Here is a 7,511-nt window from a genome sequence, read left to right on the forward strand (position 1 = left end):
GTGACAAGCGGAGACGGGCAACTAGAAGCCGGTCTCTGCCCGTTCCCGCTGAAGGTGGTCGAGGAAGGCCGTCTGCTTTTCAAGAAGTCGGCCTTCCAAAGCTCTAGCGCGCTCGACTTCAGGCAGAGCGTGCTGATCTCTTACTTTCTTCGCAAGCTCGATTGATCGAAACGCCACTTCGTAAAGAGGCTTCAAGGTGATCTCGGGATCCGGCCCATCATCTGCACCGCGGCCGTCCATAAACACTTCGAAGTGAATGCTCTCATCGATAGCGCGAACCTCTGAAGGGAAGTTCAGTAGTTCGTCCGTGATCGAGTGTTTCAGGTAGCGCCAGTCGTCACTATCGGGCGGAAATGCCACGAAGGCAGGTAAGCCGACATGGTTGTCGCCCCCGTTCCCCCTGCTCCCTCGGAAATCCTCGATATCGAAGATGCGATCAACACAGATCCTAAAGTACGTCTCGAGTGCGAGCGAGAGTCTCAGCGCCAAGAACTGAGCCTTCCGGGCGCGCTCACGGCCGTCGAAATGCTCTTTGATACTTGCAGCAACAACTGCGCTGATCACACCTGCCAAGCCACCAATCTGCAGAACCTGAACCAGGGCAATTCCGCCGTCACTCATGTCGCCTCGCTTCTCGCCAGTCACAATCTCCTGTGGCTGCTGATGAGCGTAGTTAGCTGCTGATCACCGATCCACGCACCGATATTGAGCTTCCGACCTCAGGCAAGCAAACGGCGCGATGCCGCATCGCCAGAGCGGGCTGACTTGGACGATGGAGGCGGCTACCGAAGCAGAGCCTCCATCCCGCCGCAGCTGCTGCAACTTCTGCTGTCTCGCCCTGCAAGATCTGGTGTCCCGCTACAACCCGCTACAATCCGTCTTGTCCACAGAAGAGTTTGCGCAGGCCCCTTTACAGTCTTCCGCTTTGCGAACACCATATCTAGTAAGGACGGAGGCAGGCAGTGCCGTCCCTTGCCGCACACCCAGCTTCTTGTGGGTGACCCCCCGCAGGCGGTTCAATGACGAGGCCCGGCATATGTCGCTCACCGAGACCTATCTCTCTTCGGACGAAATCCACCCGATCGACATCGTCGAGACGCTGGCCGAGCATCACGAATGGGAGTTCGACCGCATCACCGAGGACCAGATCGCGATGGCCGTCGAGGGCCAGTGGCGGACCTACTCGCTGACCCTCGCCTGGTCGCCCGCAGACGAGATGCTGCGGCTCCTCTGCACCTTCGAGATGGAACCGCCCACCCACCGGATGGCCGAGCTGCACGACCTGCTCAACCGCTGCAACGATATGGTCTGGAGCGGGGCCTTCACCTACTGGGGCGAACAGAAGCTGATGGCCTGGCGCTACGGACTGCTGCTGTCGGGCGGGCAGAGCGTCAATGCCGAGCAGATCGGCCAGCTCATCGCCGAGGCCGTCACCGCGAGCGAGCGCTTCTATCCCGCCTTCCAGATGGTAGCCTGGGCCGAGCGCCCGCCGGCCGAGGCGATCAAGGTCGCCATTGCGGAGGCCTACGGCCGCGCCTAGTCTTTTCCCCGCAGAAACGGGGGAAACAATGGATCTTGCGGATCTTGGCCGCCGGGGGCTGGTGCTGCTCGGCTGCGGGAAGATGGGCTCGGCGATGCTGGAGGGCTGGCTCGGACGGGGCCTTGCCCTGTCCGCCGTCTGGGTGACGGACCCCAGGCCGTCGGACTGGCTGAAATCGCTCGCGGCGCGCGGGCTGCATCTGAACGAGGCGCTGCCTGACGAGCCCGCGGTGGTGCTGGTCGCGGTCAAGCCGCAGATGATGTCCGAGGCCCTGCCGGGGCTCGCGGCGTTAGGCGAGGGGCGGGTGCTCTTCCTCACGGTCGCGGCAGGCACGCCCATCTCCTATTACGAACGCACGCTCGGGGCAGCCACGCCGGTGATCCGCGCCATGCCGAACACGCCCGCCGCGGTCGGCCGCGGCATCACGGCGCTCGTGGGCAACGCTGCCGCCTCCGAGGCGCAGATGGCTCTGGCCGAGGACCTCCTCTCGGGGGTGGGCCAGGTGGTCCGGCTGGAGGGCGAGCATCAGATGGATGCGGTGACCGCCGTCTCGGGCTCGGGGCCGGCCTATGTCTTCCACCTGATCGAGGCGCTCGCCGCGGCGGGAGAGGCGGAGGGCCTGCCGGCCGATCTCGCCATGACCCTCGCCCGCGCCACCGTCACCGGGGCGGGCGAGCTCGCCCACCGCGCGCCGGAAAGCGCGAGCCAGCTGCGCATCAACGTGACCTCGCCGGGGGGGACGACGGCGGCGGCGCTCGGCGTGCTGATGGATCCCGAGAGCGGCCTGCCGCCGCTCCTCCGCCGTGCGGTGAAGGCTGCGGCCGACCGCGGACGGGAGCTCGGCCGATGATCACCTACGAGGATTTCGCCAAGGTCGACATCCGCGTGGGCCGCATCACCCGCGCCGAACCCTTCCCCGAGGCGCGCAAGCCCGCGCTGAAGCTCTGGGTCGATTTCGGCGACGGGATCGGCGTGAAACGGTCCTCCGCCCAGATCACCCGGCATTACGAGCCCGAAGGCCTCGTCGGGCGGCAGGTGCTGGCGGTGGTGAACTTCCCGCCGCGCCAGATCGGCCCCGTCCTGTCGGAGGTGCTGGTGCTGGGCGTGCCGGATGCCGAGGGCCATGTGGTGCTGATCGGGCCCGGTCAGGACGTGCCGCTGGGAGGGAGGCTCTTTTGAGGCTGCTCATCACCCGCCCCCTGCCCGACCGGGTTCTCGAGGCGGCCCGCGCCCGGTTCGAGGTCACGCTTCGGGACAGCACCCGGCCGCTCTCGCCCGAGGAGCTGCGCCGGGCGCTGGCCGAGCATGATGCCGTGCTGCCGACGCTGGGCGATCTCTTCCGCGCCGAGGTCTTCGCCGACGTGCCGCAGCCGCGCGCCCGGATCCTCGCCAATTTCGGCGTGGGGACGAACCATATCGACGTGGCGGCCGCGACCGCCGCCGGGATCGCGGTCACCAACACGCCGGGCGCCGTCACCGACGCCACCGCCGACATCGCGCTCACGCTGATGCTGATGACGGCGCGCCGCGCCGGCGAAGGCGAGCGGCTGGTGCGCCGCGGCGCCTGGGAGGGCTGGCATCCGACGCAGATGCTGGGTCTCCACATGACGGGAAAGCGGCTCGGCATCCTCGGCATGGGCCGGATCGGCAAGGCCATCGCGCGCCGCGCCCACCATGGCTTCGGGATGGAGATCACCTTCTTCAACCGCTCGCCCGTGGCCGACCCGAGCGTCCCCGCCCGGCAGGTCGGCTTCGCCGAGGCGCTCGGCGCCGACATCGTCGTGGTGGCCGTGCCCGCGACGCCCGCGACCCACCACCTCGTCGATGCGGCGGCCCTCGGGCAGATGCGGCCCGGAGCCATCCTCGTGAACATCGCTCGCGGCGACATCGTCGACGAGACGGCGCTGATCGCGGCGCTCGCCGAGGGGCGGCTCGCCGGCGCGGGGCTCGATGTCTACGAGTTCGAGCCCGAGGTGCCCGCCGCCCTCCGCGCGATGGAGAATGTGACCCTCCTGCCCCATCTGGGAACCGCGGCACTCGAGGTGCGCGAGGCCATGGGGCTCATGGCGGTCGAGAACCTCCTGGCCTTCGCCGACGGCCGGCCGCTGCCGAACGCGGTCTGACGATGCACAGGTGCCGCCGCTCACATCCTGTCGGCGGCACCGGGCGCCCCAGCCGGCGCCGGGGGCTCGATGCCCCCGGTGCCGGCTCCCTCCACCCGGGCCCCACCGTCTCGAGACCCACCGCAACGAAGGCCGCCACCCGCCCCTGCCGCGGGCCCGACCCCGGGGCCCGCTGCAGGGGCCATCGTCGCGCAGCCGGAGGTCCCGCATGATCGTCTCTCGCGCCCGCCGCTTCATCTTCGTCCATATCCCGAAGGCCGGCGGCAGCGCCCTTGCACTGGCGCTCGAGGCGCGCGCGCGGAAGGACGACATTCTGATCGGCGACACGCCCAAGGCCCGCAGCCACCGCGCCGGACTGCGTGGGGTCAAGGCGCGCGGACGGCTCTGGACCCACTCCACCCTCGCCGACATCGCGGGCCTGCTCACCGATGCCGAGATCGAGAGCTTCTTCACCCTGACCCTCGTGCGCAACCCGTGGGACCGCGCGCTTCGCTACTATCTCTGGCTCCGCGGCCAGAGCTTCGCCCATCCTGCGGTGGGCCTTGCCAAGTCGCTCGACTTCTCGGGCTTTCTCAACCATCCGCAGATCCAGACCTCCTTCCGGCTCTGGCCTGCCTCCGCCTACATGCGCGACCGGCACGGGGTAGAGCGCGCGCGTCTCTATCTGCGGGCGGAGCATCTCGAAGAGGATCTGCCGCCCTTCGAGGCGCATCTGGGCTTCCGCCTCGCGCCCCTGCGCCGCACGGGCGACTCGGGCCCGCCGCAGGACTGGCGGAGAAGCTACAGCGACGCCGATGCGGCCCTTCTCGCGCGTCTCTGCGCCGAGGATATCGGCCGTTTCCACTATCGCTTTGAAGATGCGGCCAGGCGGTGAAATTTCCGCAGAACCGCCCTTGACTTCCCCCTCCGCTTGGGCGAGATAGCGCCTCGTTGGGGTCGTAGCTCAGTTGGGAGAGCGCGTCGTTCGCAATGACGAGGTCAGGGGTTCGATCCCCCTCGGCTCCACCAAAATCCGCCAGATCCTGCAGCGCGCAGAGCCCTGCCTTTGGCGGGGCGCTTCGCGGGAAGCCCGCAGGGCCGATCGAATTTCTTCCCTGTCTGTCAGAGGCTTCGGCATCGCCGTGGGCTTCCACGCCCCTCGGGCGCAGAGACGGGGCCGGCGGCCCGCGACCCGTCAGCCCTGCGCAGCGGACGGATCCAGCCGGCTGCAGTTGCGCCCCGCGCTTTTCGCCGCGTAAAGCGCACGGTCCGCGGCGGCGAAGAGCTCCGCGCCTGCATGACCGCGTGCGCCGAGCGCGATGCCGAGGCTGATCGTGACGGCGAGCCGCGTGCCATCTTCCAGCTCGACCGGCGCATCCGCCACCGCATGCCGCAGGCGCTCGGCCTCGGACAGGGCCTCGGCCGCCCCGGCCCGGTCGAGGAGCAGGGCGAATTCCTCGCCGCCGTAACGAAAGAGCCGCACCCCCTCGCGCTCGGCTGCCGCCAGACGCAGGGCCACCGCCCGCAGCACGGCATCGCCCACCGCATGGCCGTGGGTGTCGTTGATCCGCTTGAACCGGTCGATGTCGATCAGCAGCAGCGCATAGGGCTCGCCCGTCCAGGGCGCCGCGCGCTCCTCCAGCGCATGGTCGAACTCGCGGCGATTGAGAAGCGAGGTCAGCGCATCCCTCCGGCCGAACTCGCGCAGCCGCGCCTCCTGCTCGACGATGGTTCGGGTCATGTCGTTGAAGGCGTCGGCCACGGCGGCCAGCTCCGGGGGCACCGTCACCGCCACCGGCTCCTCGCGCTGCCCCGAGGCCACGCGCCGCGCGCCCTCGACCAGCCGGTCGGTCCCGAGGACGATCGCCCGGTTCACCACCCAGGCGCCGAGCCCCATCATCAGGACGGACAGGACGAGGGCGGCCGCCGCCCCGATCTCCAGCCGCCGGAGCGCGACCAGCGCCGCGGCGTGATGTGCTTCGCTCTCGCCCCTAAGCCGCTCGACGATCTGTTCGAGCCCCCGCGCCGCCACCGGCAGCTCGCGTTCGAGCGCCTCGACCCGGTCGAGGTCGGGCACCACCCCGGCCAGCCCCTCCCGCGGACGGCCGAGCACGGCCTCGGCATCGCGCGCGAGCACGGTCCATTCCGCCCGCGCCACGCCGACGAGCTCGACCAGCGCCGGATCGGCCGCCACGGCATCCGCGAGCCTCGCGAACTGCGCCTCGACCTCGGCTGCGACGGCTTCATAGCGGGCGGCGCGCTGGGCATCGCCGCTGAGGAGATAGCCGTTCACCGCTTCGGACACCTGCCAGTAATCGTCGTGGATGCGTTCGAGGCTGACGAGCGTCGCATGCTGGACGGTCAGCACGTCGCGGAACGGGCTGACGATGGTGCGATGATAGACGGCATAGCCCACGACGGCGCTCGTCAGAAGCGGCAGGACGGCGAGGACCATCGCCAGCGCCATCCAGCCGCGGAGCGATTGCCGATAGAGAATGCGCCGCGCCCAGTCCATCCGCACTCCTCTGGAAACCTGCGGATGCCTTTACCATCTGCCGGGTCCGCGGACCAGCCAGCCCCCGCGGGCCGCCGGCAGGCGCTTGTCCAGGACGGCCTGTGCGCGCCATCCGCCGGCCTCTGGCTGCAAGACCGGGCCGGCTTCAGGCGGGCAACCGTCAGACCGGACCTGCGTCAGGCCGGCGGGCCGCGCCAGAGGTCCCACGCCGCGAGAAGCAGGGTCGCCAGCACGACGAGGCCCAGATCGAGGCGCGGCACCTTCATCACCAGAATGCCGAGGAAGGCCGCAAGCACGATCAGCGCGAAAAGGGGCAGCAGGCGACGGGTCATGGGGCTGTCTCCGGTGCGGTTTGAGCGAGGCGCTGGACCAGCCAGCGGGCGGTGCGCAGGAGGCGGGCGTCGCCGCCCGGCGGGCCCACGAGTTGTGCCCCCATCGGCAGGCCATCGGACGAGACGAAGAGCGGCAGCGTGAGGGCAGGCAGGCCGCAGAAGGTCCAGAGCCCGTTGAAGATCGCGTCTCCCGTGGTGGCGCGGTCGGGCGCGGGGCCGGGCGCCGCGGGGCAGAGGATCGCGTCGCAGCGGTGAAAGATCGGCTCGAGGCCCGCGCGCAGCGCCGACCGCGCCTCGAGCGCCGCGAGATAATCCGCGGCCGGGATCCTCCGCCCCTCTGCCAGCGCGTCGCTCAGGAGGGGCGACAGGGCCGCCCCTGCGGCGAGGCCCGCATAGTGATGCGCCATCTCGGCCAGATTGATCCGGCGGCGCAGGTCGGCAGCCGTGCCGAAGACCGCGGGCAGTTCCAGCGCGAGGCAGTCCCGCCCCAGAAGCTCGGCCAGTTCCTGAAGGGCGAGCCGCATCTCCTCATGCGCCGCCTCCCAGCCCGGCGGACGCACGAAGGCCAGCGTCGGCGTCACCGGCGGATCGCTGGCCGCGGTCTCGGGCAGGCGCGGCGCGGGCTGAAGCAGGCTCGCCGGATCGGCCGGATCGTGGCCCGCGAGCGCCTCGGCCAGAAGCGCCACGTCGGCCACGCTGCGGCCGAAGACGCCCATCGTGTCGAGGCTCGGCGACTGGGTGAGGACGCCCGAGCGGGGGATGAGGCCGAAGCTCGGCTTGAAGCCTGCGATGCCGCAGAAGGCCGCGGGGCGGATCACCGATCCGCCGGTCTGGGTGCCTATGGCCAGCGGCACCATGCCCGCCGCCACCGCAGCGGCGGAGCCCGAGGAGGAGCCGCCCGGCGTGCGGGCGGGGTCGTGCGGGTTCAGCGTGGCGGCGGGCTCCAGAAAGGCCGCCTCGGCCGTCGCGGTCTTGCCCATCAGGATCGCCCCCGCCGCCCGCAGCCGGGCCGCGACGAAGGC

The 7,511-nt window shown here is 70.1% G+C and carries 9 protein-coding genes and 1 tRNA gene; 6 read left to right on the plus strand and 4 right to left on the minus strand.

The window, feature by feature from the left end:
• Positions 1-21: 21 nt before the first annotated feature.
• Positions 22-621: a hypothetical protein gene (locus A9O63_RS12630; protein ID WP_069332253.1), complete on the minus strand. Its 600-nt coding sequence runs from the start codon at positions 619-621 to the stop codon at positions 22-24.
• 415 nt (positions 622-1,036) lie between these two features.
• Between A9O63_RS12630 and A9O63_RS12635 the strand changes: the two genes are divergently transcribed.
• From A9O63_RS12635 to A9O63_RS12660, 6 genes are all read left to right on the plus strand, one after another.
• Positions 1,037-1,540 carry a type III secretion system chaperone family protein gene (locus A9O63_RS12635; protein WP_069332254.1) on the plus strand — a complete coding sequence of 168 codons (504 nt, stop codon included), beginning with the start codon at positions 1,037-1,039 and terminating at the stop codon, positions 1,538-1,540.
• Positions 1,541-1,568: 28 nt separating this feature from the next.
• Positions 1,569-2,390, plus strand: coding sequence for a pyrroline-5-carboxylate reductase (gene proC / locus A9O63_RS12640; protein WP_069332255.1), 822 nt, complete (start codon positions 1,569-1,571; stop codon positions 2,388-2,390).
• On the plus strand, positions 2,387-2,719 hold the full coding sequence (locus A9O63_RS12645; RefSeq protein WP_069332256.1) for a tRNA-binding protein: 333 nt from the start codon (positions 2,387-2,389) through the stop codon (positions 2,717-2,719). Before proC ends, A9O63_RS12645 begins: the two co-directional genes overlap by 4 nt.
• Positions 2,716-3,663, plus strand: a complete 948-nt coding sequence (locus A9O63_RS12650) for a 2-hydroxyacid dehydrogenase (RefSeq protein WP_069332257.1) — start codon at positions 2,716-2,718, stop codon at positions 3,661-3,663. Before A9O63_RS12645 ends, A9O63_RS12650 begins: the two co-directional genes overlap by 4 nt.
• Before the next feature lie 208 nt (positions 3,664-3,871).
• Positions 3,872-4,537: a sulfotransferase family 2 domain-containing protein gene (locus A9O63_RS12655; RefSeq protein WP_069332258.1), complete on the plus strand. Its 666-nt coding sequence runs from the start codon at positions 3,872-3,874 to the stop codon at positions 4,535-4,537.
• 58 nt (positions 4,538-4,595) lie between these two features.
• Positions 4,596-4,671 (plus strand) — tRNA-Ala (locus A9O63_RS12660).
• 166 nt (positions 4,672-4,837) lie between these two features.
• Here the strand turns inward: A9O63_RS12660 and A9O63_RS12665 are convergent.
• The 3 genes from A9O63_RS12665 to A9O63_RS12670 form a co-directional block, all read right to left on the minus strand.
• On the minus strand, positions 4,838-6,157 hold the full coding sequence (locus A9O63_RS12665; protein WP_069332259.1) for a GGDEF domain-containing protein: 1,320 nt from the start codon (positions 6,155-6,157) through the stop codon (positions 4,838-4,840).
• Between the two features lie 176 nt (positions 6,158-6,333).
• Positions 6,334-6,489 (minus strand): hypothetical protein, encoded by a 156-nt coding sequence (locus A9O63_RS22175; protein WP_084295862.1) that lies wholly within the window; start codon positions 6,487-6,489, stop codon positions 6,334-6,336.
• The coding region (locus A9O63_RS12670) for an amidase (protein ID WP_069332260.1) at positions 6,486-7,511 on the minus strand (1,026 nt) is incomplete at its 5' end. The genes A9O63_RS22175 and A9O63_RS12670, both read right to left, overlap by 4 nt.

It is taken from the genome of Cereibacter johrii (genome assembly GCF_001720585.1).
In the GTDB taxonomy this organism is placed as follows: domain Bacteria; phylum Pseudomonadota; class Alphaproteobacteria; order Rhodobacterales; family Rhodobacteraceae; genus Cereibacter_A; species Cereibacter_A johrii.